A 23,555-nucleotide genomic window follows, 5' to 3' on the forward strand; every position below is an offset into this window, starting at 1 on the left:
TTTTTTGTGTATTTAAAAGTAAGTTTTTATTTCTTAATATCAATATGTTTTTTTAAAATATCTGTAAGTTCATCGTCACTTAAATTTTCTTTTTCAGTTTTTGAGTAAATTGATATTAAAACAATTTTATTTTCAATTTGTTTATAAATGATTATTCTAAAACCACCACTTTTACCTGTTGGTATTGATGAGTTTTTTACTCTTTTTTTGAATAGATTAAAACCTAAATAAACACCTAAATCATTTTTTGTTTCAATTTCATCAACTGCTTGTTTTAAATCAGGTTTTAAAAGTTTGAATTTTTTTGATAGTTTTTTAGCTTCTTTGAGAAAACTGTCACTATATTCAATAATCACAATTCATCCCATAATTTATCAATAGAATTAGTTTTACCCTCTTCTACATCTTTTAATCCAGCATCAATAGATTTCAAAATCTTTTTTGCTTCTACTTCTTTTAGGGCTTCTTTCATAGCTTCATACTCATCTTTTGAGATAATAACTGCTTCTACTTTGTTGTTTTTAAGTACAGCTAATTTATCTACTGTATTATCTTTGATTTGAGATAGATATGTACCAAATTTTTTTGCAAGTTCAGATGATGATATAAGTTCATTTGTTGAATAAGTTACCATATATTTTCCTTATAATTATCCGTATAATTTTACTATTAATATTATAGCATAAAATTTAATCATATACTTTTTTCAATAATATAGATATTTTTATTTTTGATTAATTTAGACAACTTTACCTAACCTAGTTAAGATATCAAAAGATTCAATATCCAATTTCGAAAAAGCAAACCATTTTTTACCCAAATCTTTTAAACTAGCACCTATATGATAGACATCTTTATTATCAATAATTAAAAATCTATCATGAGAACTATTAAATTGTTTTATTTTAATATCGGGATATTGTGAATTGTGTTTTTCTAAATCTTGGAGTAATTGCTTTGATATGTTTTTTGTATATATTGCACATTTTACATCTGTATTTCTTTTGGACAAAAGTGTAAGTACACTATCATCACAATAGTTATCAATGAGTACAATTGATTGTTTTGAAGTTCTTATAAGATCAGATATAAATACATAAGCATCATACATCTGACCATCATAAAATATACCTTGTTTTGGTTTTAGTGATTTATCTTCAAGAGCATTAAAAATTCTGTCAAATTTCTCATCTATTTCAATTTTGTCTTTGATTCTTAGAGTTTCTATATTTTCTAATCGTTGAAAGATATATGAATTATCAGAGAGAACTTTTCTCATGTTTACAAAACTATTTATAATCTTGATACTTACTTCAATTGCTACTTTACTTTTTAGAATAGCACTTAACATAGAAACACCTTGTTCTGTGAAGACATAAGGTAAATACCTTCTTCCTCCATGTTCTAATGTCACAATTTGTGACCTTAAAGAATCATCAGAACTTGAGGTCACAATTTGTGACCTCAAGTTTTGATACTCTTCATCTGTTAATTGAAACCTAAAGTTTTCAGGAAATCTTTCACTATTTCTTTTAACTGCTTGATTAAATACTTTTGTTTCAACTTCATAAAGCTCTGCTAAATCTCTATCTAGCATCACGGATAATCCTCTTATTGTAAAGATTTTATTTTTGATTTTATTTTCATTTATTAATAATTCATTCATGTAAAACTCCCTAAAAACTCTCTCTTAGCTTTGAGAATTATGTCATAATTTTTTATTATTATTTAAAAACATTACAAACTGTCATGATTTTAAAGTAATAGAAAATCTTTATATATAATCCAAGAAATAAAATATTCTTAGGAGTTACAATGCAATTAATAATAGGATCACAAGTTAAACTTATAGATGGAGCTATTGAAAAAATCTTCCCTTATGGTGAAGTGTTGCAATTGTTAAGTAAATTTAAGAATATATGTACTGATATAAAATGGAACGTAAATGTACCCGCTAGAGATAAGTGTCAGATTATAGAAAATCAAGAAACAATTAATATCAAAAACTTTAAGGCAAGAGATTTTCAACAAGCTTGTGTTGATAAATTTACAAGAACTACACTTACAGGTTATATTTTTGCTCCTACTGGCTCTGGTAAAACAAATATAGCTGCATATTTAATTGCAAAAAGAAATATAAGGACACTATTTATTGTTCCTAAATATGATTTAGTAAAACAAACCAAAAAAAGATTTCAAGATATTTTAGATATTGATCCATCAATGATAGGTGAGCTTAGCTCTCACAAGAAAGAGTTTGGAGCTCCTATTCTAATCACTACATGGCAATCATTAAATAAAGAAGCTACATTACAAAGAGTTAAAGAAGATAAATACTCACAGATCATTTGTGATGAGATGCATAAAGCTAGTGCAGATGTTTATTATGATGTTGTATCATCAATTCCAGCCATGTATAAACACGGTCTTACTGCGACACCATATAGAAATAATATCAAAAACGAACAAAGACTTTACGATTTAGTTGGAAATGAGATTGCAAGTGTAAATATACTAGATTTATATAAACATGGATTTTTAGTTCAACCAAATATAAAGTTTAAAAATACACATTATAAAATCAATATAGATCAAGAATATTTGAGATCATTGGATTTTAATATAAAACTAGGAATGCTTAAAAAAAATATTGATAAATCCAAAAAGAGAAAAGAGTTCATACTAAATGATATTAAAAGAGCTCTAGAGCTTGAAAGACGTGAGTCTAATTCTAATCAATCTGTAATTTTAATGAATACCTTAGAGCTAGGACAAATGTTAAAAGAAGAGTTATCTGCTGATTATAATGTATTATATATTGATGCAAATACAAAAGCAAAAGAAAGAAATGAAATATTTTCTGATTTAACAGAGAATAAAATCACGGATTATGTTCTAATAGGAACTTCTAAACTTCTAGGAGAAGGTACAGATATTCCCTCTATTAAAAATGTATTTTGTGCAAGTCCTGCTTATCCTCCTTTTGAAGATACAGCACGTTTACAACAAATCATAGGAAGAGCTATGAGACCATTCCCAAATAAGAATTCTGCAAATATAATTATCTACAATGATGAAACAACAGGCTGGATAAATAAAAAGAAAAATGAAGTTTTAGATATTGTTATTAATAAGGTTAAGCCTATTATAAATCATTCCAAATAGTTTTATATTCAATAAGTGATTCTTTTGTTTTTTCATTTATTATTCTAAATGAAACAGGATATTTTGATTTATCATTTTTAGGACAAGACCTAAAGAAGTTCCCAATTGGATGTAGAGAAATTTTATTATTCTCTAATACCAGTCCACCACTGACACCTTCAAGTATTAAAATCATGTCTTTCTGGAATTTTAAAATTTTTGTAGCTTCTCCTTTACTTACATTCTTAAGAACAATACTTTTAATATTAGAAAGCTCTATCGTAATATTGTCAGTTTTTGCATTGCTAAAATATTTTTTATTTAAAAAAGTATTTTCTAAATATTTTGGTCCGTAGCAGTTTTTACATTTTTTAAAAATATCCACTAAATGAGCAAAATTATCTCTAAATGTAAGAACTAATTCTTTTGATGTTTTATTGTATTTTATATTTAGATTATTTTTTCTTAGATATTTTATAGATTTATTACAATAAGATGTATCATTTTTATTACTCTCTACATTCCACCAATTTATTATTTTATATAACAACACCTGATTATTTTCCACATATTGAAAGTTTGAGTATAAATCTGAACTATTTGCTAATAATAAACTAGAACTTATAAAAATAGCAATAATGCTTTTAGGGATGATTTTTTTCATATTCTACTTTGATTTTTTTAGTTATTTATTCGATATTATTATATATATTTTTTCTGTATTTAGTTTTAATAATATTTAAATTTTGTCTAATGTTCACTTTTTAATTTTTCTAATATCTTCACCATCGCTAAAGTATCTAACTTACAATACTCAATAAGTGATGCTCTCATTTTGCTTTTACTTACCTCATCAAGCTTTCCTAGGTTTGCAAAGGCATTCATAGCTTGGCTTCCATTTTGTACTCCATCTAGTTCTTTGTATGCTTTGGTAAACTCTGGTACTAAGGCTGGTAATACATACTTGATAGAATAAGATCCATTCATTGATGGAGTTACATAGTATTTCTTCTGAAAAGGTATCATTAGGTCTTTCATATTTTCATTTATACTTAGAAGATGGGTACTAAGCTCTGGGTATAAGTCTGCTAGTCTTTTGATAACACTTTTTTCAAAACTCATGTTATATGCTAATACGTTCACGTCACTTGGTATATGCTCACACAAACTTTTGGCTATTTGCTCTCTTGGGTCTATACCATCTTTAGCTAAATACTCTTTGTGTTCTAATGTGCCATCTTCATGCTCACAATGAAGTGAGTATTGAAATGGTATTTGCTGATATGGACTAATACCTTTGAATTCTGGTATAGCTTGCTGAAATGTCTCAAAATCTAAGTGATAGATAGGATAAGTCAAAGTATCTACAAACTCTTTGATTTTTTCTTTATTTATGAAAGTCTCTTTTGATTTGTAGTTTTCTACTGCTTGGGATTGATTTGCAGTCATGGCAAAGTCATCTGGTATATCTTCTATCTTTGTTATACCTTGTGAATATAACTCTACTTGTTTTTTACTTCCTAGATTGAAGATATTAAAAATAGAGTATTCAGGTATAGTTCTTTGAGTTTTCCAACAGTAATCTTTGGCATCACATACATATGGATTATGACAGTGTTTTCCTATATCAATATTTGGTTCATTTATTTTATTTTCTAGTATAGTTCCAAACTCTTTTAGAATAGTAGGAATATTCTCTTGTAAGACTAGAACTTCATCACTAACATCTGCAATAGTAAAAAGCTCATCTAACTCTAAATCATCACCTCTTACATAAGAGCTATTGATATGTACTACATTTGCCGATACTATTGAAAATCCAAGTTGTTCTAATACATAGTATTGAATAGAAGTATCATGTACATATATATCTTTTACACTTGATGAGCTTTTTACTTCGTATATGGATACACTACCATCTTCATGTATTTCTAATACATCTACTAGGACTAAAATACCATTGAAATTAAAAGTAGCTTCATATATATACTTGATACCATCATCTATGTATTTGGCTGTTTGCTTTATCATCTCATCGAAGTTTGTAGAATATGGTATTTCTACTCCATTTGGAAAAAGCTTGCAAGCTAAATCCCCTACTACGTTTCCAGTGTCAAATCTAGCTAAGGCTGAATCATCTGGTAAAGTTAATACTTCTTTATTGTACTTTTTTAACCAAAGTGCTTTTTGGCATTGGATGCCTTTTGTGTAGAGGGATTTAGATAGGTTCATTTATGAGTTCCAATTTTTATATAATTTCCATATAACACCCAGTGAGTCTTAAACCTTTGAGTTTAAGCTTGGGTTTTTTTATGTACTTTTTTACTAGTATCTTATTTTAGTTAAACAACCATCAACCAATTTATAAGAATTATTTAATATATTTCTTATTTCCTTAAATATTTTACAATATTAAAGTACCAATATAATACCCATGCGTATTAGCTTTTTTTTCATCATCTAAAAATCTTACTGAATAATTTTGATTTGATACATATATATGGACTTTATTATTTTCAGACTCAAAAGTTATTTCACCAGCACTATTTTGAGTAATAGTATTATAACCTTTATAATAATTCAAATGTTCAGAGGGCGCTTCACCAATTATCACTAATTTGGGAGATATTTCTTTTAACCAACTTTCTGGAATCTTTCCACTTTTCCTGCCATGATGTGGAGCAAAAAGAATATCAATATCAGGCATATTTACGCTACTTTCAATATTTAACATAAATTCAGTTTCTAAATCACCCATCCATAAAAACTTTACACCACCTTCGGAATGGTACTTTATTATTGGTGAAAGATTATTTGGACTATCTCCATCTTTTGCTTTTTCCAATGCATTCTTAAAAAAATTATTTGATGTATCAGGCCATAATATATGAACACCAGAGCTACCTCTTTCATCACTACTTTCATTCATCCATTTTCTTTTACAATTCTTATAAATAAAATATGATTTATCACTATCTCTCAAATCACAATATTCTCCAAAATCTGTAGTTTGTTCAACTTTTGTTGCTTTGTTTTCAACACAATAAAATTTTTCAATTCCTATATGCTCATTTAAATATTCTAAACCTTTAATATGGTCTTCATCAGGATGTGTAGAAATAAATCTTGATATTCCTTTATCTTTTTTTTGCTCTTTAATTTCTTCAACTATTTGTACCTTATTATCTTCTTTCAAAAAAGAATCAATAATAGTAAAATTATTACTTGTATGTTTTATATAAAACATATCTCCATTACCTACCGAAAAAGACTTTACAATACTGCTCATATATTTTATTCCTCTATTTTATTTCTATATAACTTTTTATAATCTGTTCTGCATAACGCTGACTTGAAATATATAAACATATCAGAGAAAATACTAAAAAAAATATATTTTCAAAAATAAAGTAGTCAAAATATATGATATTTATAAACAAAAAAAACACAACCAAAAAACTGAAGTTTCTCATAAAACCATAAAAAATATTTTTTGAAAATAGTAATCTATCTTCTCTAGTCATTTTAAGCATATTTGAGATTAATATGTTTTCATCATCAAATTCATTTAGTAAATTTTGATATACATTATTCTTACTTTTTTTTAGATATTTGATTATTGTGTTTCCGAATTTGTCCCAATATAATGTTTGTAAATATCCAGAAATTGCCGTAGCACAAAATTTAGGTATTAATGAAAGAAACAATGAAGTTAATACAATAATTGGGATTTTAAAAAAATCTATCCATCCTAAATCTAAAATAACTAGATATTTAAAATATACCATAATTAGTAATATGCTTGTGAAAATTAATGCAGGAATATACCTAGCTTTTAACTCATATTCTTGTTTTGTCAACCATCTTATTATTTTAAAATATATATTATTCATAATTATCTACATCCTAATTTTTTATATAAAGTTACCGAGACAAGATACTTAATTATCTGCACTTGTCACGAAATAAAGTTTTAAATTTTAACTATAGAACATATTATCATGAAACGCTAATGCCATATCTTGGTAATATATCATTTATAACGTCAAACCTATGTGCTTTTAAGGCAACATGAAATTTTCTCCAATCACTATTCATAAATTCTTCTGTAAATTCAAATCTATCATCCTTATCATCTGTCTCTTTGTCTTGTTTGATTGCATCATATTTCCAAGAACCAATACCTTTCGCAATGTATTCTAGTTCAACACTTCCAAAACTAAAATCACCTTTGTTAATTGAATCAAGCCACATTTTATGTCTTTTTTCTCCATCTTCTTCTTTAAATGAAATAAAATTGTCTTTGATTTTGTCGAAGTCTTCTTGAATAATATCTTTAACATCTCTACCTATTTCAGATAAATATCGACCTAATTGTCCATATAAGTCATAACAAGCTTTCATAAAAATATCTAAATTATCTCTATTGATTCTTTCTCCCAACCCGTCTGTATAACTCCACTCTAAAAATGGCATATCTGGACAACTAAGTGCTGCACCATGGCCCATTGGGAATGTTGTATTTAAAGTTGTGGCAGTTGCTTTATCCCAAAAACCGAATGTATAGTTATGACATTCTAAATCATTGACTTCATTTATTTTATGTAGTTTTCCCGCAAATCCTTGATGTGCGAAAGTATCTGCAAAGACGTGTATTGTAATACCTAGTCTATGTAATGCATATGATTTGTCTTTATCTAACATACATGCATCTAGCATATCAACTGCTACATCACTATAAGGGCGACAAACTAGTTTCTTTACAAAAGAACCTTCTACTACTGCATCTGATGGTTGAGTATCATTTCCGGGAAGAAAATGAAAAGGTACCCAAACTAAATTATTTTCATGAGCATCTGTGTAATATTTCAAGTCATATGCTGTCATTGTATGTGCTGAGCTAATTCTACTAAACGTAGCTCCATTAGTAAAATTGATAATTCCTGCATTTGTTGCATCATCTACATATTGTGCCGAATAGGCTACTGTATTTGCTTCTTCGTGCGTAAACCCTACCATTCTTGATAGTGTGTAAGTTAATGTATGGTGTCCATCTATTTGCATTTTAATTTCCTTATTTAAGTTTTAATTCAATTATATTTATTATGTAGTTTCACAAGACGCAAGTAATGCTCTTGCATAAGCAAAAGCCCTTATTTCAACCCATTTTTCAGTAATAGCAAAAATCCAGAATATTAACATGCAGATAAGAGCCATAATCAAGCCAATATATTCAAAAGGTATTGTAGTAAATGATTCAGAAAAAGATTTATCTAAACCTTTAAAATAGTTATTCCAAATCAAATAAAAATTAATAGTTAAGGATAATATGCAAATAAAAATTCCTACACTCTTGAATGCTCTTAGATTTCTACTAAATCCATACGATATATTTTCTTTAAATACTAAGGGATACACTGAAATATCTCTTGTTTTTTCTCTGAGATAAGAAGAAGCACTTCTATACATTTCATCAGTATCAGCTGGTTCATCACGTTCTTTTTCCAAGCTAACTGAAATAAAATTTGGAATTAATATTTCTAGTTTTTTCATATATCTTTCTTTTGTATATTTATCTAATCTATCATCAGAGTGTCTAAATATAATTGTTGTTGCAGCACCACCCCATTTACTAAAGAGTCTTTCTTGAAGAATATTTCCCTTTGTCGACATTTGACTAGAAGCGAATGAAATAATTCCAAATGAAATTATAAATGTTAATGAAGCACCTCCCCAAGTTCGCGAATCTTCAAGCCAAACAAAGATAGACATAACAATAGGAAATACCAAAAAGAAAGCAGGTTTCACTCTTGCATTAAAACTATATTTATCAAATAGTTTTTCTAGTTCTCCCATAATAACTATGCCTCAACTTTTTCATGAAAAGGCTCGGGATCAATTGAAGTCCATCCTTCACGTTCTGGTGCATTATATGGAAGACACTTATTTCCACCAGCAGTTATGATAACCCTAGCTCCTCTACGTGTAAAGGCGTTTAAAACTTTTTTAGAGGGATGCTTAGGAGCTCCATTCTTTGCAGAAGAACAAAATGCAGTAAAATGTGACACATGTTCTTTTGACTTTTTCTCTCCCACCAACTTATTAAGTACAGTGGGACCAATATTTCTAAAACTACCATGGTGAGGAATTTGAATAAATTGTAAATCACACATATTATCAATATGTCCAATATAGTCAGCTACATTTTGTAATGATTCTTTCCCTGCATCTCCCGTAAATAATAATCTACGGTTTTCAATTGTTATTTGAACTACAGCACTAGAATGATTTTGAGGACTAGTTGTTTCTCCATTATCAGTAATTAAATCAATATCCCATCCATCAGAAATCCATTCCATTATCACATCTTTTGCTTTTGTAAATAAAGATTCATTAGATGACTCCAACTTGAGTTCTGGCATTCCTGAAAAACCAAGTAGTAGTTCATTATAATATTTTATTGTAGGGCCTACAACTTCAATCAATCCTGTAGTATCAATGGTACCCGTAAAAGGTTCTTCTATTGGTATACTTTTTCTAACTGCTAGATTGTGCAATTGGTATGCTGTTTCTAATGCAGATTTAAGTCTTTCAGATATACTATTATCCGTAATTCTTCCATCAACAAACTTTACTGCCTTACCATCATTATGCTCCCATGGTTTATGCATCCAAAGTTTTTTTACTGTTAATTCTTCTAGTACTACATGTAAACCTGATGCATGGTCAGAATCAGGGTGAGTGAGAATGACTAAATCAACAACATCTGTGCAATAATGCTCCTTAATATGAGATACTAAATCCTCGCCAGATTTTTTGTAACCTCCATCGATAACAACAACAGTTTGATTAGAACGGTCTCCTTCTAAATCTCCAAACCTAATTGCAATAGCATCACCACTTTTACTTTCTTCCCCAACCGCAATAAAATCTATTTCATAACCCATTTTCATTCTCCTTTATTTTAATAAACTAAAACTTGTTATAATCTATCCCGCAAAACTACATTATTCTTAAAAAATCCGAGAACAACATAGTAATTTTCCTTAGCCTATCCCAAGATATATTTTTATTAATTTATCCATTTAACTTCCAATCTCAACAAAACTCGTCCCATCACCCTTAGGAACAACTTTTATCTGCAATGGTATTCTTTCTTTCAATGCTTCCACATGAGAAATAACACCTACCATTTTTCCACTACTTTGAAGCAAATTTAGAGCATTTAGTGCTGTCTCTAAACTATCCTCATCTAGTGTCCCAAACCCTTCATCTAAGAAAAGTGAATCTATAGCTATCTTTTGACTAGCTAACTCTGAAAGTCCAAGAGCAAGAGATAGACTTACTATAAAACTCTCCCCACCTGATAATGCACTTACAGGTCTGATTACATTTCCTTATAAACGATCAATTACTTCTATTTCTAGTAGTTGTTTTTGCTCAGTATTTCTTTGTAATTTATATCTATTTGATAGTACACTTAAGTGATTGTTTGCTAGGCTTATTAGTTGATTTAGTGTGATACCTTGGGCAAATTTAATAAACTTATTTCCATCTCCTGAATCTATCATTTCATTTAGTTTTATCCATACTTTAAAAGCTTCTTTTTTTCACTAGATAATATAATATTTATTTAATTATACATATTTATTATTTAATTACATATAAGAATTAATTATTTTAATATTATTCTAGTTGCGTCACACCTAGCGTCACAAAATATGATTACTTTTTTACTTACAGATTCAATTTCACTTTATATATACAAGAAGTTTAGATATACTTCCAAAAAATCTCAAGGTTTTTAATGACTTCAAAATTAATACAAGTATCGTTTTTATTATTTACAGCACTTTATTTTCAGGGTTGTATAGTAGGGACAGTTGTCGCTGCACCATTTCATGTGGCAGGAGCAGTTATAAATACAGTTACACCAGATATCGTAGGCGATAGTGTATCTGCAACAGGAGACGTACTAGATACGGTGATACCTTTCTAATGGATGATTTAATAGCAGAAATAATCGGTTTTACAATTGTTACTTTAGTAGTAATAATGTTAGCATTCTTTACAAAAATAATGGAAGATAAATACAAAGAAGATGAAAAGAACTAGCCAAGAAGAAACCCATAGGTTTCTTACTTAGTGTGCCATAAAAATTGGAATATTAGTATGCTCTAGCATATATTTAGTTGTTCCACCAAACATTAAGTCTTTAAAACCTTTATGTCCAAATGCTCCCGCAACAATTAAATCAAAGTTTCCATCTTTAGCATTATTCAGTAGTGCTTGTCCCGGTTTTTTTGTAGTTTTTACTAACTCAAAACTTGTTTCAATTCCATGTGTTGATAGATAACTTTGTAGTTTCTCAATTTGATTTGTTTTTTTAGTGAACTCTTTCGAGCTAATTATATGTACTTTTTTTGCTTTCTTCATAAGAGGAATAGCTGCTGTAACTGCTCTTGATGCTTCAGGTGAGTTATTCCATCCAATCAAAATATTATCAGTTTTAAACTCTTTCATTTCTCTAGGAAACATTAATGCTGGTTTTCCACTTTTTGTAATAGTAGTTTCAAACGTTGCAGTAATACGATTATTATGAGGAGTAGAAACAACAACTAAATCACAAAACTTAGATTCTTGTTCGATTAGTTTACTTCTATATCCTTCTCCTGAAGTTATTTGTGCTGTTGCTTTGTCATTTCCTACTTTTTTTAGCTCTTCTTTGAAAATAGTCTCATGAATATCTAAATCAGATTCTAGTTTGTCTTTTGCCATAGCATTTAGTTCTTTTAGTACATTTTCTGGCAAACTATCATCAAATTTCATTATTTGGCTAGGTTTAGCTTGAGATTTGAAAATCTCAATATTTGAATTAAAATATTTAGCAATTAATAGTGCACCATGTATTCTTCCTCTAAGCTCTTCTCCACCACCAATTGGGAAGAATAATTTCTTATATTCCATATAGTATCCTTTTAAAATTTCTATTATATTTATATAAATTACATATTATATACATAAATATAGCAGGTTTTATTCAAAAAATATACAAGTTTATACTAAGATTTTAAAATTTATACAGGTAAGTTGTGAGATTTGATTTAAGTAAAATAGATAGATACAAAGAAGATGAAAAGCCTTAAGGCTTCACATTTTCAAAGACTATGTTATCTACGATAGCTTTAGCTTTTAGTTTTTTCTTTTTGCTATTTATTGTCCAAGAGACAATAGGAATCTTAGCTCTTCTACAAAACACGGGAATTAGTGTATCAAGTAGTTTATAATCAAGAGATATGAAATTTGGTTTTGTTTTGAAAAAATACTTTAAAAAAGTGGTTTTATAGAACCTTATTTGAAACTTCTTTATATCCCCAAAAATCAATCCTCTTTTATAATCAGGTCTATTTTTTCTAAACCAATATATAACTTCAGGATTAAAAGAACATATAGCTATCTCACCTACATATCCTTCTAGTTCTTCCACTAGTCTTTCTTCGAATTTTCCTACTGTTCCGTAGTTTTTTACCTCAACAACTATAGGTACTTTTCCATTTACTAGCTCTAGTACATCTTTGAATAATGGTATTGTTTGATTTGAGTGATAGAGGTTTATTTTATTTAGAGTACTTGCAGTTTGAGAACGTATCTTTTTTCTATTTGCACATACTCTAATAAGATTCTTATCATGAAAGACTACTAGTTTATTATCTTTTGTAAGTCTAACATCTAATTCAATTGCATAGTTTTTACTAATCGCTCTTTTGAAAGCCTTCATAGAATTCTCAGGTATTGAGAAACCTTTGTGTAAACCTCGATGAGCAATAGGAGTGTTTTGTAACCAATTCATATATAATCTTTTTATTTATTATATACAAGAATTTATACAATTTAGTTACAAAAGCCTTAATATTTTGAATTTTTACAAAAATCCAAAGTTTCTATTCAATCCAACAATAGCTATTCCTATACACATAGAAAGTAAAATATTGTTAGTTTTATACATACATAGTATTATAAAAGCAGTGGCTACTAATCCAGAAATTCCCTCTTTTATGATAGATGGTAAAATCAATGCTAATAATAAAGTAGCAGGAAGATAATCTAAAAATATTTTGATTCTTCCTTCCTTTACTAATCTATTAGACAATAACAATCCAGATACTCGTAAAGAGTAAGTACCCAAAGCCACAATAGCAATAAGTATTAGTGAACTAAACTCTAACATGAGAAGATTCCTCCTTATATAAAAAAGCAGCAAACAGTGAGCCTACAATAGCAGCTATTACAATATATGCTTTCCCACCCATATAATGCTCACATATTACAGCTACCAAAGCTGTAACAATCCAAGGCAAGATATTTTCTTTTCCTTTATACATTCCAAAAGTAAGTGCAGTAAAAATAGCAATAAATGCAAAATCCAATCCAAACTTAGCAGGATCAGAGATAAACTCTCCTAGAGTAAAGCCAAGAATCGTGCCACAAAACCAAAAGGTAAAAATACATATTCCCCCACCAAATAAAAAAGTAGGAGTTAGTTCTTGGTGTTTTAGTCTATTCATAGTAATAGCCCAACACTCATCTGTAACAAAATGCATAAATTTGAATTTCTCTTTTTTAGAGCTATTCATAAACAAGTCATTCAAAGAAGCACCAATTAGAAAATACCTAAGATTTATCATCAAAGCAGCAAGAGTAATACCTATAATATCAAGAGTACTACTCCACATATCCACCATTACAAACTGTGCAGAACCTGCAAAAATAAAAACATTCATTAATACTAATTCATAAACTGATATATCTTTTTGTACACATAACATTCCTAATACAGAACCATATGCAAATACACTAATAGCTATTGGGATATTGGCTATAAAGCCGTCATTAAATTCATTTTTCATAAGAAGAGTTTATCTGATAAAAAATCAGAAGTATTGGAGCATATTGCTAATGGAAAAACTTTTTATAATTACCCGGTGTTATTCCCGTAGCTAATTTAAATCTTCTGTTTAGATGGCTTTGATCATTAAATCCACACATATGTGCAGTATTTATAAGACTCTCACCTTTTTGTAGTAGTTGCTTAGATTTTTCTATTCTTTTTATCATCAGATATGAGTGAGGTGAAAGAAAAGTTTTTTCTTTGAATAATCGCAAGAAATGATACTTTGAAATATCAAGTTCATCTGATATATCCCCTAATTGTAAATCAAAAGATAGATTATCATTGATATACTCTTTTGCTCTATTTATCATATTGTCATGTGATGTAAAACTTGGAACTTGTTTGATTTTTGAGTTATTCTCAAATAAAGAGTTTATTGTATTTACTACTTCACACTCAAAGTCTATTTTTGTACTTTGATTACTTTCATTTAGTTTTAGTATGTTTATTAATCTATTAGCAAGATATTCATTTTGGAAAATACCACTTGAAAAATACAACTCTTGTTTATTGAAGTTTTCTTCTTCTAGTTTTTTCACAAAATTTGGTTTTAGATATATTGAGTAGTGAGTATATCCTTTGGAATGCTTTGTTTGACAAGCATGTGTTTCATCAGGATTTATTGTAATGATAGTTGATTTATTTAGTTCTTGTTTTCCACCATCTACAAAAGCATCCATTCGACCCTCAGTTATAAGTCCAATAGTATAATCTTCATGTACATGTTTATCAAAACCATAGTTACTAAAGTGAGCTTTGTGTAAAACTATATCTTCATTGATATCAGGTTTCCAAAACTTTGCATCATATATTACTTCATCATTTTTTTTCATAATGTATTAGTATATCATGTTAAAAGAATAAAGTTTTGGACGATATTGCTATTTATACTTCTTTGGGAATACTTATTGCAAACCTAGCACCTTTTTTAGTATTGCTAACTCTTAGTTTACCTTTCATATTCTTATCTACAATTACCTTAGACATATATAGACCAATACCAGTACCATCACTATCATCTTTTGTTGAGAAGTACGGCTCAAAGATTTTAGCTTTTGGCTCTACAGTAATACCACCGCCATTATCTTCTATATACAGAATTATACATTTACCAGTATCTTCTGCACTTATTTTAATAATTGGTTTTTTTGTATTCTTTTCTATTAATACATCTTTTGCATTTTTTAGTATATTTAGTACTACTTGCTCATACTCATTTAGATATGTAGTAACTTGTGTATTTAGATCAAGATTAATATCTACTTTGATATTAGAGTTTTCCAAAGAACTAGAAACAATAGTCATTACAGAATCAATAATTCCATATAAATAGAAAGTTTCTTTCTCTTTTTTTGGCATGAAGAAGTTTCTAAAGTCATCAATAGTATGTGACATATAATCTAGCACTTTATCTGCTTCTTTTGATTTTTTTACCATTGTTTCATCATCTAAAGCATTAATACTATGTTTGAATTTTATATACATCAAAATAGATGATAATTCAGATAGTGGCTGTCTCCACTGATGGGCAATATTAGAGATCATTTCACCCAAGGCAATAAATCTAGATTTTTGAACAAGGACTTGTTCTTTTTCTCTATTTTTTTCAACCTCTTCTGTTACTCTTCTCTCTAGGGTTTCATTTAGTTCTTCTAACTCTTCTGTTTTTACTTTTACTTTATTTTGATAAGTTTTTAAAACCTCATCAATTTTTTGTGAAACTGCAATAGATATTAAAATAGCAATAGATAAGAACATAATAAACAGTACAATATTTTGTCCTACTTGACTACGTATTTTTGTTTCTAAAGCTTTTCTTTTCTTTTCAATTTCTACTTCTATATCATCAGTATATACTCCCACTGCTATTACCCAGTTCCAGTTTTTGTAGTGTTTGAAATATGATAGTTTTTGTTTTATACTTATTGAGTTTGGTTTTTTATAGGCATATTGAGTATATGATTCCCCATGTACTCTAATATTAGATAAGAACTCTTCTCTAAACTTCTTACCATCTGCATCTTTGAAATTTGTAGAGATTAAATTTCCTAATAAATCAGGTCTATTTGGATTTACTATAAGTCTAGCAAAGTCATCTCCGCCTTTCATCTTTTTTATATCGTATACAAAGTAGTAGTTACTTTTGCTCTCTTGGAATGAGATATTATTAAGAAGCCTAATAGTATCTGCTTTCAAATCTTTCTCAGGAATATTCTCTTTTGTGATATTATAATTCATTACATCAATAATAGTATCAATCTCTTTTTTTAATATCTTTTTTTGTCCAGCGTAATACTCTTGGGTAAATTTTTCCATTTGTATTTCAAAATCTTCATAAGCATTTGTTACATAAAAATAAGAAACCATAAAAATCATAGTAGACATGATAATAATAAAAATATAAATTATGATTTTGGATAAGTTTTTTTCTGTGATTAAGTTCAAAGGGATACCTTCATTTGAGTATTAAAATTTAAGTTTTTCACGACTTGATTAACTTAAACTATGGTATCATATCATAATTTTTCTAATAAGGATTTTTAGCACATGCCAGAGAGTATTACTAGCAAACTTAACGCATTTTCAGTACTTTACATAGAAGATGAAGATGGAATAAGAAACAATATAAAAGAGATATTAAACCACCTTTTCAAAGAAACATACACTGCAAAAAATGCAAATGAAGGTTATATGAAATATGTTCAAAATAAACCTGACTTAATAATAACCGATATCAGAATGCCTCCGGGAGATACGGGAATAGATTTAATCAAAAGAATTAGAGAAGAAGATTCAAAAACTAGAATTATTGTAACTTCTGCACATACAGATTTAGAGTATATGTTAACAGCTGCTGAATTGCATTTAGTTAAATATATCATCAAACCAATAACTCAAGAAAAACTAATGGATGCATTAGAAGCTTTTCTAAAAACACATGATGAAAGTAAGATTTATACTATCAATGAAACATGGTTTTTTGATTATAGTAAATCTATTATCTCAAATGGAGAAGAAGACTTCAATTTAACAAAAAAAGAATCGAAATTCTTAAAATTATTGTTAACAAAAAATAGAATCATTACTTATGAAGAAATGGAAAATCATATTTGGGATGAAGACTCAGTAATGACTCAAAATGCTATGAGATTATTTATTAAAAATTTTAGAAAAAAACTACCAGAAAAATCTTTGAAGAATATTCAAGGAACTGGATATAGATTGATAAGGGAATAGATGAAGTTTATATTATTAATTCTTGTTACCTTTTCTACTCTTTTTGCTAGCGACTTTTTTTATGAGTTTGGTAAAAAAGTAGAAATGAAACCAAGTTTAAAAACACAAAGCACATCTGAAAATGCTATTTTAGAATATGAAACAACAGATGGGAAAACAGTTAAATTCAAAAATGAAATTATGGTTGTATGTAAAAAAAATGCTTATTGTGAAGATGATTTTAGTGATTTATCAATCTCTAATTATGAAGAAATTGCAAGTGGCTATTTTCTGATTCAAGTGGAATCATCACAAAATATTTTTATATTAGCACAAGAGTTATATCTAAAAAATGATATTAAAACAGCCCATCCAAATTATGTACAAAATAGAGTTAAAAGATGATAGAAATGGCTAAGATGAGAAATATTTTACTTTCTACAAGTACAGCAATATTACTAAGTGCTTGTGGTGGTGGAGGCGGTGGTGGTGGATCGGAGAGTTCAACTCCAACACCTACACCTACAGCAACAACTGCTACTGATTATTCAACATATCAATGGGCTACAAATAGTAATATTAATGCTTCATATAAAACAACTTATAGTATAGATTCTAATGCTCATATAAATGTAGAAACTGCATGGGCTACAACTAAAGGTAAATATACAGTAGGTGCTAATATAAATCAAGCAGTTAAAGTTGCAGTAATTGATGAAGATTTTGAAGTAACTCATCCTGATATTAAAGACAAAATTATATCTACATATAATGCTAGTGATACAAGTACTACAAATATTGCAGATGTAGATGGTGATACTTTTTATCATGGTTTAGCAGTAGCTGGTTTTATTGCTTCTACTTACTTAGGTGTTGCTCCTGAAGTTGAGTTAATTTTAATTAATATTAATTTAGATTCTAGTATTCCTGATTCCGATATTATTAGAGCCTTTGATCATGCTCAAGCACAAGGAGCAAAGGTAATAAATTGTAGTTGGGGAGGCAGTGCTGTTTCTAATACAATTCAAAATAAAATATCTGATTTAAAAACTGCTGGTATTACAGTAGTATTTGCTTCTGGAAATGGTAATAGTTCAGGGGTTGCACTTAATTTAGATTCAGCCGGAAATGAAGATCCAGCAGAACTTACTACAGTTCTAGGAGTTGGAGCAACAAGTGTATTAAATGATGTTACAACATACTCAAACTATGGTTCAACAATTGATGTTTTAGCTCCAGGTGGTGGAGGTAAAAATGGTGGTAATAACTTATTAGGAATTTTAGGATTAGATGCTACTGGAAACTCTGGTGAAAATAATGCAACAGATACTATATCTGGTAATAGTCTAGTTAATAATAACTATACATTTACATCTGGTACTAGTTTCTCTGCACCAGTAACATCAGGAGTAATTGCTCTTATGTTAGGTGTTAATCCTAATCTTACACCTGATGATATAAGAAGAATTCTAACAACTACTACTGAAAAAGTGGGAACGGGAAATGGAGCTGACTATTCTGTAGGTAACTTTGATACTACAAGAGCTTATGGAAAGATTCACGCTACAAATGCTGTAAACCAAGCATCAAGCGAATTCTAATTTAAAGATAAGTAAAAACTTTTACTTATCTTCTAATAACTTCTGATTTTCTAAAGCCTTTGGCTTATCTTCATTTGCTTGACTATTATCTTTCTCTTCATTCAAATTAGAGTTTGGAATATCCAATTTATACATTTCATCTAGTTTTGTTAAATACGCATGACCTAAATATATAATATAAAATACAGCAGTAAACAAAGTAATAAATGGAATCATAGATATAAAATATAAAAACAGAGTTCTTAATCTAAACGCAGTTGATTCTTTTTTGTATATAGTATGAAACTCTTCTTTACTTAATAATGTAGAAGCTACATCATAATTCAATAACTTATGAAAAAAGTAATATATAGGGAAAGAAAAAGCAATAATATTTAATACAGGTATAAAATACACTGGAATTAAAACTACAAATAAGATAATCATAATAAGTGAACTCTTTAACAGTACCCATAAAGGTGACATTAAATTCCCATGACCATGAAGTGTAAGATGACTATAGTGTCGCCTATGAACTCGAGCTAAAATCATTGGAGTTAAAAACCCAATAACTACAAGTGTTAATAAAACAGAAGCTTGTAATACAACAATACTTCCAATTGTATATAATAAGAAACCAGCCAAAGATGCTGTAAAAGAGTACTTGAATAAAAATACAATCAAATACGTAAGCCACACAAAATAAAAAGGTGCATTTTCATCTATAATGATTTCTTCTCCATTTTGAGAAGCTTGGGCAATCTCTTGTAATGAAGAGATACCAAAATCAGCAGCTGTAAAAAATAGAATATAAATTACTATCATTGTTACAATCAAAGGTATTAATGCAATTCTTAACATACTTGAAGTAAAGAAGTCTTTTATACTTTTACCAAAAATTTCTATTTCGTTCACGTTTTTCCTTTTTATTATTTATCGAATCTTGTTCTATATTCACATTTCTGACAAAGTTCTTCAATAACCTGCCCTTTTCTAAATCCATTTTGAATAGCTTTTACTCTTGATGAATTTAAAATATCACTTATTTGTGAAGTATTTGTATTTCCAAGATTAATACAGGCATTTTGGTCTAAACAACAAGGAACTACATCTCCTGATGTTAATATTCCAAAGTGAGAATCTAAACCATAACAAAAACCTTTGTCAGAGACAAAATCATTCTCTAAACTAGGCCAGTTAAAATACTCATCAAAATTAAAAAATAGTTTTCTAGCAACTCTAATATTTTTTGGTCTCGTTGAATATACATCTTCAATATCAATATCTGAACCAAATACAGAATTCACTCTATCAAATACTTTTTGATTGAACTCTTTTGCACTTTTGTCTTCATCTAGATTCCAAATTCTCAAGTTTATAAAATATTCATGTTTTAAACTCTGAGCATATGAAATAAAATCCAAAATAGGATTTAAATACTCTTCAAGTGATTTTTTATGAGAGTTTGCATTATAAGAATTAATAGAAAAATTTATCTGTTTTATTGTTTGATTACTTAAAGCTTTATAGTGTTTTTCATTTATATTATTTGCTGTTGTCGTAATATTTACTTTCAAATCATGTTTAGCTGAAATATCTAGATAATCATTTAGATTTGTAAGAACTAAAGGGTCACCAACTATATGATAAGCCAACTCTTTTGTAAAAGGTTTTAATTGTTCATTAATAGAATCGAAATGCTCTAATGACATAATTCCTGTTGGTTTTGTTTTAGGTGGACAAAATGTACATTTTAAATTACATATATTAGTTATTTCAATATGTACTTTTCTAAACTTTTTAATAGTTCAACCTTTCTTAGAATTTTTGCAATTGTATCTAATGCTAGATAAAATCTCAGCCTTAAGTAATTGTAGTTTAATTATAATTCCAATTAAGTTTATTAAACAAAGGTTTAAAATGGAAATGATTTTAAATGAAAACGATATGGTTGTTGGTGCAAGTTTCGAAAATGGAACAATTCAAGACTACGTTAATGAAGAAAGAACGTATGGACTAGTAAGAATTGGCGAAGCATCAGCAAATTGGTTTTTATTCAATAAAGAAGAAAGTGATGATGATTTACAAACATTATATTCAACTATTATTTTAGGTGAACACAAAATTCAAGATGATTTTGGTGAAGAAATTGTAGTTTTTAATAAAATTGGTGATGTAAGTTTTGATGATTTTGTAAAAAAAATTGATGAATATTTAAATGACGAAATGGGTAATCTTTTCTAGATTCCCACTTGTCATTATATTTACTTTAATAAATAAGGTAAATCTCTTTTAAGACTTTCTAATAAGTCCTCATTTAAAAAGAATTTTGCTTCTTCTTTTTCTCTATTTTTAAAACAATAAGCACAAACATATCTATTTCTTTTGATTAACTCTACTGTCCCTTCTAAAGAAACTTGTAAATCTTCATTATTCATATAATATTTATACATATCATTTAAATCAGCAGCTATGGCTGTATCTTTAAGAAAAACAACACTTTCTTCCATGAATTCAATAACATTTTCTTCATTAGTTTTAATATTTAAAAATGCTTCTTTGATATCATTGAAAAGCATATCAAACTTTCCACCGTTTAATAATACTTCTTTTAAATTTTTTAAATCATTAGCTTGAAAATAGTATTGCATTAATAAATTCAAATAATGTTCTTGAACATCTAAATCATAAGACTCAATATAATCAAAAACCAATGAAGCGTCTTTTATTTTTCCACTTTTTACTAATTCATTATGAAATACGCCTATTTCAGCTATTACTTCGTGTAATCTATCACTCATAAAATATCCTATTAAAATTTGAAATATTATATCTAAAGAATTATATTAAAAATATAATCTTTATATATTTATTTTGTTACATAACTAAACTTAATAATTATTAAATAATAATTACTTATATATTTAAATCAATATATATATTACTAATTATACTATTATAAAAACACAAAAAGGAAACAAATGAAAAATATGGGCAAACTTTTTTTATTATCACTTTTATTCTTTTCTTTTACAACACTAAATGCAAAAGAAATCAATGATAAAGTAGCTTTAAATGGAATCAAAACAGCAAAAAGTGTATTTTTAATAGACTTTACAAATGCAGCTAAAACAGCTTTTTATTTAAGAGTAATAGAAGGGACACACAAAGGTTTTGTAAATCAAGGTGTTAAACCTAAAATGGTTTTAGTATTCATAGGTGAAACAGTTAAATACCTAAGTACAAAACAAGATGAAGCTTTTGAAATGGAAAATGAAGAGCATTTAATGTCAATTCAAGAATCAATAAAAAACATCTCAAAATTAGGTGTTAGAATGGAAGTATGTGCAGTAGCAACAAAAGTGTTCAATGTGGATAATAATACTATTCCAAAAGAGATGGACATAGTAGCGGATGGTTTTATTTCATTAATTGGTTGGCAAACTCAAGATCATAAACTAGTGCCAATATTCTAAGAAAGATATATCCAAGTGGATATATCTTTTATAAATCCTTTAAAAAATCTTCAATTATATCTTTGTGATCAAATACTAACTTATCAAGAGGCAAAGACTCTAAATCATATATGAATATCTCTTTTGCATCATCGCAAGCCTTAGGCTCTCCATATGCTTTACAAACATATACAACTGATGCAGTATGAAACCTTGGATCTCTATTAGGATTTGAATACACATTTTGTAAGGATTGTATTTCTACATCTAAAGATGTTTCTTCTTTCATTTCACGAACTAAAGCATGTTCAACAGACTCTCCAATATCAACAAAACCACCAGGTATTGCTAAACCAAAAGGTTTATTTAATCTCTCAATTAGAATAATACCTCTAAAATTTTCTTCATTATCATATAGTTTAATAATACCATCTACACTAAGATGTGGTGTTTTTATCATGGAAAGTCCTAAATATTTTTTTAATTATAGTATATTATATTAATAGTGATTTAAAATTTTAGTATCTTCGCCGTTAAATAAAACAATTTTATCTAATCTAATTCTAGCTCCATTTTCTACATCCATATATTCAGAACCATTAATATTTAAAAACTTTACAATTTTTGATTTCATATTACATTCATCTTTATTTTCTAAATATGTAAACTCACACTCTTTTTCTTTTTTTGCTGCTGCTTCAAATTCGTTATATAACGCATTTGAAATTCTAATATATTTGCTCATATTTTCCCTTTTAATATTTTATAATTTTTTATACAACTTTACAGTTCTAGTTTATCAAGGATTTTAAAAAAAGATTCAATCTCTTCTTTTGTTAGTTTTGCATTTAAACTCTCTCTATACGATGTAACTTCATCAATAGTGTTCTCTAAGATATCTTCGCCCTCTTTTGTAAGTTCAACTTTATTACTTCTTTTATCACCAGTAATCTCAGACTTAGAAATAAGACCTTTTTTTTCTAAAGAATTCAAAGAACGACTAATTGTAGTTTTGTCTTTTCCTAAAAGGTTTGCAATTTTAGTTTGATTTACATCTTCTTCAAATTTTATTATTTCAAGTGTAGCTCTTTGCTCAATGGCAATATCGTAAGGACTTAACTTATTGTTTAATGTTTTATTTACACTATTTGCTGCTCTAATAAAACGATAAGCAATAGAATTTTTTAAAGCATGATTCATTTAGCTCCT

The 23,555-nt window shown here is 28.1% G+C and carries 31 protein-coding genes and 1 pseudogene; 7 read left to right on the forward strand and 25 right to left on the reverse strand.

Going from position 1 to position 23,555, the window contains the following annotated elements; all coding sequences use genetic code 11:
- Positions 1–26: 26 nt before the first annotated feature.
- The 3 genes from ALEK_RS12815 to ALEK_RS12825 form a co-directional block, all read right to left on the reverse strand.
- Positions 27–356: a type II toxin-antitoxin system RelE/ParE family toxin gene (locus ALEK_RS12815; RefSeq protein WP_164072466.1), complete on the reverse strand. Its 330-nt coding sequence runs from the start codon at positions 354–356 to the stop codon at positions 27–29.
- A complete protein-coding gene (locus tag ALEK_RS12820) occupies positions 353–634 on the reverse strand; it encodes a type II toxin-antitoxin system Phd/YefM family antitoxin (protein WP_071628274.1) in 282 nt (93 codons plus the stop codon). The genes ALEK_RS12815 and ALEK_RS12820 overlap by 4 nt, the downstream gene beginning before the upstream one ends.
- Positions 635–739: 105 nt before the next feature.
- Positions 740–1,666, reverse strand: coding sequence for an ORF6N domain-containing protein (locus tag ALEK_RS12825; RefSeq protein WP_071628273.1), 927 nt, complete (start codon positions 1,664–1,666; stop codon positions 740–742).
- A gap of 149 nt (positions 1,667–1,815) precedes the next feature.
- Between ALEK_RS12825 and ALEK_RS12830 the strand changes: the two genes are divergently transcribed.
- Complete coding sequence (locus ALEK_RS12830; RefSeq protein ID WP_071628272.1) at positions 1,816–3,165, forward strand: DEAD/DEAH box helicase; 1,350 nt, start codon at positions 1,816–1,818, stop codon at positions 3,163–3,165.
- Here ALEK_RS12830 and ALEK_RS12835 read toward each other — a convergent pair.
- The 10 genes and pseudogenes from ALEK_RS12835 to ALEK_RS17550 all read right to left on the reverse strand — a co-directional run bounded on the left by ALEK_RS12835 (position 3,146) and on the right by ALEK_RS17550 (position 10,715).
- Positions 3,146–3,808, reverse strand: coding sequence for a hypothetical protein (locus ALEK_RS12835; RefSeq protein ID WP_071628271.1), 663 nt, complete (start codon positions 3,806–3,808; stop codon positions 3,146–3,148). The two genes, ALEK_RS12830 and ALEK_RS12835, sit on opposite strands and share 20 nt — an antisense overlap.
- Before the next feature lie 86 nt (positions 3,809–3,894).
- Positions 3,895–5,376: a DUF2779 domain-containing protein gene (locus ALEK_RS12840; protein WP_083574728.1), complete on the reverse strand. Its 1,482-nt coding sequence runs from the start codon at positions 5,374–5,376 to the stop codon at positions 3,895–3,897.
- A gap of 172 nt (positions 5,377–5,548) precedes the next feature.
- Positions 5,549–6,433 (reverse strand): ComEC/Rec2 family competence protein, encoded by an 885-nt coding sequence (locus ALEK_RS12845; protein WP_071628270.1) that lies wholly within the window; start codon positions 6,431–6,433, stop codon positions 5,549–5,551.
- A 13-nt stretch (positions 6,434–6,446) separates the two neighbouring features.
- The gene (locus ALEK_RS12850) at positions 6,447–7,037 is read right to left on the reverse strand and encodes a hypothetical protein (protein WP_071628269.1); all 591 of its coding nucleotides are present in this window, start codon (positions 7,035–7,037) and stop codon (positions 6,447–6,449) included.
- 106 nt (positions 7,038–7,143) lie between these two features.
- Positions 7,144–8,208, reverse strand: a complete 1,065-nt coding sequence (locus ALEK_RS12855; protein ID WP_071628268.1) for a DUF6765 family protein — start codon at positions 8,206–8,208, stop codon at positions 7,144–7,146.
- A 39-nt stretch (positions 8,209–8,247) separates the two neighbouring features.
- Positions 8,248–9,000 carry a hypothetical protein gene (locus ALEK_RS12860; RefSeq protein WP_071628267.1) on the reverse strand — a complete coding sequence of 251 codons (753 nt, stop codon included), beginning with the start codon at positions 8,998–9,000 and terminating at the stop codon, positions 8,248–8,250.
- A gap of 5 nt (positions 9,001–9,005) precedes the next feature.
- A complete protein-coding gene (locus ALEK_RS12865) occupies positions 9,006–10,091 on the reverse strand; it encodes a ComEC/Rec2 family competence protein (protein ID WP_071628266.1) in 1,086 nt (361 codons plus the stop codon).
- A gap of 138 nt (positions 10,092–10,229) precedes the next feature.
- Positions 10,230–10,358 carry a hypothetical protein gene (locus ALEK_RS17685; protein ID WP_265734130.1) on the reverse strand — a complete coding sequence of 43 codons (129 nt, stop codon included), beginning with the start codon at positions 10,356–10,358 and terminating at the stop codon, positions 10,230–10,232.
- Between the two features lie 15 nt (positions 10,359–10,373).
- Positions 10,374–10,532 (reverse strand): annotated as a pseudogene (locus ALEK_RS17735) (SbcC/MukB-like Walker B domain-containing protein); the annotation flags it as partial.
- Positions 10,533–10,541: 9 nt separating this feature from the next.
- Complete coding sequence (locus ALEK_RS17550; protein WP_197950295.1) at positions 10,542–10,715, reverse strand: hypothetical protein; 174 nt, start codon at positions 10,713–10,715, stop codon at positions 10,542–10,544.
- A 236-nt stretch (positions 10,716–10,951) separates the two neighbouring features.
- Here ALEK_RS17550 and ALEK_RS12875 point away from each other — a divergent pair, with 236 nt between their 5' ends.
- On the forward strand, positions 10,952–11,143 hold the full coding sequence (locus ALEK_RS12875; RefSeq protein ID WP_071628265.1) for a DUF6726 family protein: 192 nt from the start codon (positions 10,952–10,954) through the stop codon (positions 11,141–11,143).
- Positions 11,144–11,286: 143 nt separating this feature from the next.
- Here the strand turns inward: ALEK_RS12875 and ALEK_RS12880 are convergent, their stop codons facing one another.
- The 6 genes from ALEK_RS12880 to ALEK_RS12905 all read right to left on the reverse strand — a co-directional run bounded on the left by ALEK_RS12880 (position 11,287) and on the right by ALEK_RS12905 (position 16,540).
- Positions 11,287–12,111: a universal stress protein gene (locus tag ALEK_RS12880; RefSeq protein WP_071628264.1), complete on the reverse strand. Its 825-nt coding sequence runs from the start codon at positions 12,109–12,111 to the stop codon at positions 11,287–11,289.
- 175 nt (positions 12,112–12,286) lie between these two features.
- Positions 12,287–12,994 carry a glycerophosphodiester phosphodiesterase family protein gene (locus tag ALEK_RS12885; protein WP_071628263.1) on the reverse strand — a complete coding sequence of 236 codons (708 nt, stop codon included), beginning with the start codon at positions 12,992–12,994 and terminating at the stop codon, positions 12,287–12,289.
- Positions 12,995–13,066: 72 nt separating this feature from the next.
- The gene (locus ALEK_RS12890) at positions 13,067–13,372 is read right to left on the reverse strand and encodes an AzlD domain-containing protein (protein WP_071628262.1); all 306 of its coding nucleotides are present in this window, start codon (positions 13,370–13,372) and stop codon (positions 13,067–13,069) included.
- Positions 13,359–14,051, reverse strand: a complete 693-nt coding sequence (locus ALEK_RS12895; RefSeq protein WP_071628261.1) for an AzlC family ABC transporter permease — start codon at positions 14,049–14,051, stop codon at positions 13,359–13,361. Before ALEK_RS12895 ends, ALEK_RS12890 begins: the two co-directional genes overlap by 14 nt.
- Before the next feature lie 46 nt (positions 14,052–14,097).
- Positions 14,098–14,928, reverse strand: a complete 831-nt coding sequence (locus tag ALEK_RS12900; protein ID WP_071628260.1) for an AraC family transcriptional regulator — start codon at positions 14,926–14,928, stop codon at positions 14,098–14,100.
- 52 nt (positions 14,929–14,980) lie between these two features.
- Positions 14,981–16,540 carry a cache domain-containing protein gene (locus tag ALEK_RS12905; RefSeq protein WP_071628259.1) on the reverse strand — a complete coding sequence of 520 codons (1,560 nt, stop codon included), beginning with the start codon at positions 16,538–16,540 and terminating at the stop codon, positions 14,981–14,983.
- A gap of 102 nt (positions 16,541–16,642) precedes the next feature.
- Here ALEK_RS12905 and ALEK_RS12910 point away from each other — a divergent pair, with 102 nt between their 5' ends.
- The 3 genes from ALEK_RS12910 to ALEK_RS12920 are packed head-to-tail and all read left to right on the forward strand — an operon-like array spanning position 16,643 to position 18,912.
- Positions 16,643–17,332 (forward strand): response regulator transcription factor, encoded by a 690-nt coding sequence (locus ALEK_RS12910; protein ID WP_071628258.1) that lies wholly within the window; start codon positions 16,643–16,645, stop codon positions 17,330–17,332.
- Positions 17,333–17,716 (forward strand): hypothetical protein, encoded by a 384-nt coding sequence (locus ALEK_RS12915; RefSeq protein WP_071628257.1) that lies wholly within the window; start codon positions 17,333–17,335, stop codon positions 17,714–17,716. It abuts the gene before it with no gap.
- 5 nt (positions 17,717–17,721) lie between these two features.
- Complete coding sequence (locus ALEK_RS12920) at positions 17,722–18,912, forward strand: S8 family peptidase (RefSeq protein WP_164072465.1); 1,191 nt, start codon at positions 17,722–17,724, stop codon at positions 18,910–18,912.
- Positions 18,913–18,933: 21 nt separating this feature from the next.
- Here ALEK_RS12920 and ALEK_RS12925 read toward each other — a convergent pair whose 3' ends face one another.
- On the reverse strand, positions 18,934–19,806 hold the full coding sequence (locus tag ALEK_RS12925) for an EI24 domain-containing protein (protein ID WP_083574727.1): 873 nt from the start codon (positions 19,804–19,806) through the stop codon (positions 18,934–18,936).
- Between the two features lie 14 nt (positions 19,807–19,820).
- Positions 19,821–20,696, reverse strand: coding sequence for a radical SAM/SPASM domain-containing protein (locus tag ALEK_RS12930; RefSeq protein WP_071628255.1), 876 nt, complete (start codon positions 20,694–20,696; stop codon positions 19,821–19,823).
- 115 nt (positions 20,697–20,811) lie between these two features.
- Between ALEK_RS12930 and ALEK_RS12935 the strand changes: the two genes are divergently transcribed.
- Positions 20,812–21,135, forward strand: a complete 324-nt coding sequence (locus tag ALEK_RS12935; protein WP_071628254.1) for a hypothetical protein — start codon at positions 20,812–20,814, stop codon at positions 21,133–21,135.
- 20 nt (positions 21,136–21,155) lie between these two features.
- Here the strand turns inward: ALEK_RS12935 and ALEK_RS12940 are convergent, their stop codons facing one another.
- Positions 21,156–21,692: a hypothetical protein gene (locus ALEK_RS12940; protein ID WP_071628253.1), complete on the reverse strand. Its 537-nt coding sequence runs from the start codon at positions 21,690–21,692 to the stop codon at positions 21,156–21,158.
- A 180-nt stretch (positions 21,693–21,872) separates the two neighbouring features.
- Here ALEK_RS12940 and ALEK_RS12945 point away from each other — a divergent pair, with 180 nt between their 5' ends.
- Positions 21,873–22,367: a DsrE family protein gene (locus ALEK_RS12945; RefSeq protein WP_071628252.1), complete on the forward strand. Its 495-nt coding sequence runs from the start codon at positions 21,873–21,875 to the stop codon at positions 22,365–22,367.
- Positions 22,368–22,395: 28 nt separating this feature from the next.
- Here the strand turns inward: ALEK_RS12945 and ALEK_RS12950 are convergent, their stop codons facing one another.
- Genes ALEK_RS12950 through ALEK_RS12960 form a run of 3 tightly spaced genes read right to left on the reverse strand, consistent with a single transcriptional unit; the run spans position 22,396 to position 23,546 of the window.
- Positions 22,396–22,806 (reverse strand): NUDIX domain-containing protein, encoded by a 411-nt coding sequence (locus ALEK_RS12950; protein ID WP_071628251.1) that lies wholly within the window; start codon positions 22,804–22,806, stop codon positions 22,396–22,398.
- Positions 22,807–22,845: 39 nt separating this feature from the next.
- Positions 22,846–23,091 (reverse strand): hypothetical protein, encoded by a 246-nt coding sequence (locus tag ALEK_RS12955; protein ID WP_071628250.1) that lies wholly within the window; start codon positions 23,089–23,091, stop codon positions 22,846–22,848.
- A gap of 38 nt (positions 23,092–23,129) precedes the next feature.
- On the reverse strand, positions 23,130–23,546 hold the full coding sequence (locus ALEK_RS12960) for a MarR family winged helix-turn-helix transcriptional regulator (protein WP_071628249.1): 417 nt from the start codon (positions 23,544–23,546) through the stop codon (positions 23,130–23,132).
- Positions 23,547–23,555: the final 9 nt, after the last annotated feature.

Source organism: Poseidonibacter lekithochrous (assembly GCF_013283835.1).
GTDB classification, from domain to species: Bacteria; Campylobacterota; Campylobacteria; order Campylobacterales; family Arcobacteraceae; genus Poseidonibacter; species Poseidonibacter lekithochrous.